The sequence below is a fragment of the Microvirga medicaginis genome (assembly GCF_052658925.1).
Genome location: NZ_JBQWEL010000080.1, coordinates 1 through 399, shown reverse-complemented (window position 1 = coordinate 399; position 399 = coordinate 1). Strand labels below are relative to the sequence as shown.

The 399-nt window shown below is 66.2% G+C and carries 1 protein-coding gene; it reads left to right on the top strand.

The window, feature by feature from the left end:
* Positions 1–3: 3 nt before the first annotated feature.
* Positions 4–399, top strand: a 396-nt coding sequence (ssb, locus tag ACUXUR_RS26850) for a single-stranded DNA-binding protein (protein ID WP_445505399.1), incomplete at its 3' end; no start/stop codon positions are given.

Genomic DNA, 399 nt, shown 5'->3' with positions numbered 1-399 from the left:
CCGATGGCAGGCAGTGTGAACAAGGTGATTTTGGTGGGCAATCTGGGCCGTGACCCGGAGGTGCGGCGCCTGAACAACGGCGAGCCGGTGGTGAATCTGCGTCTGGCCACCTCCGAGACCTGGAAGGACAAGGCCACCGGCGAGCGCAAGGAAAAGACCGAGTGGCACTCGGTGGTGATCTTCAACGAGAACCTGGCCCGGGTCGCCGAGCAGTACCTGAAGAAGGGCTCGAAGGTCTATGTCGAGGGCCAGCTGCAGACCCGCAAATGGACCGACCAGCAGGGGGTGGAGAAGTACTCCACCGAGGTGGTGCTGCAGCGCTTCCGGGGCGAGCTGACGATCCTCGACGGGCGCCAGGGCGGCGGCGCGGCGGAGTACGGCGACGAGGAGCCGGGCCAG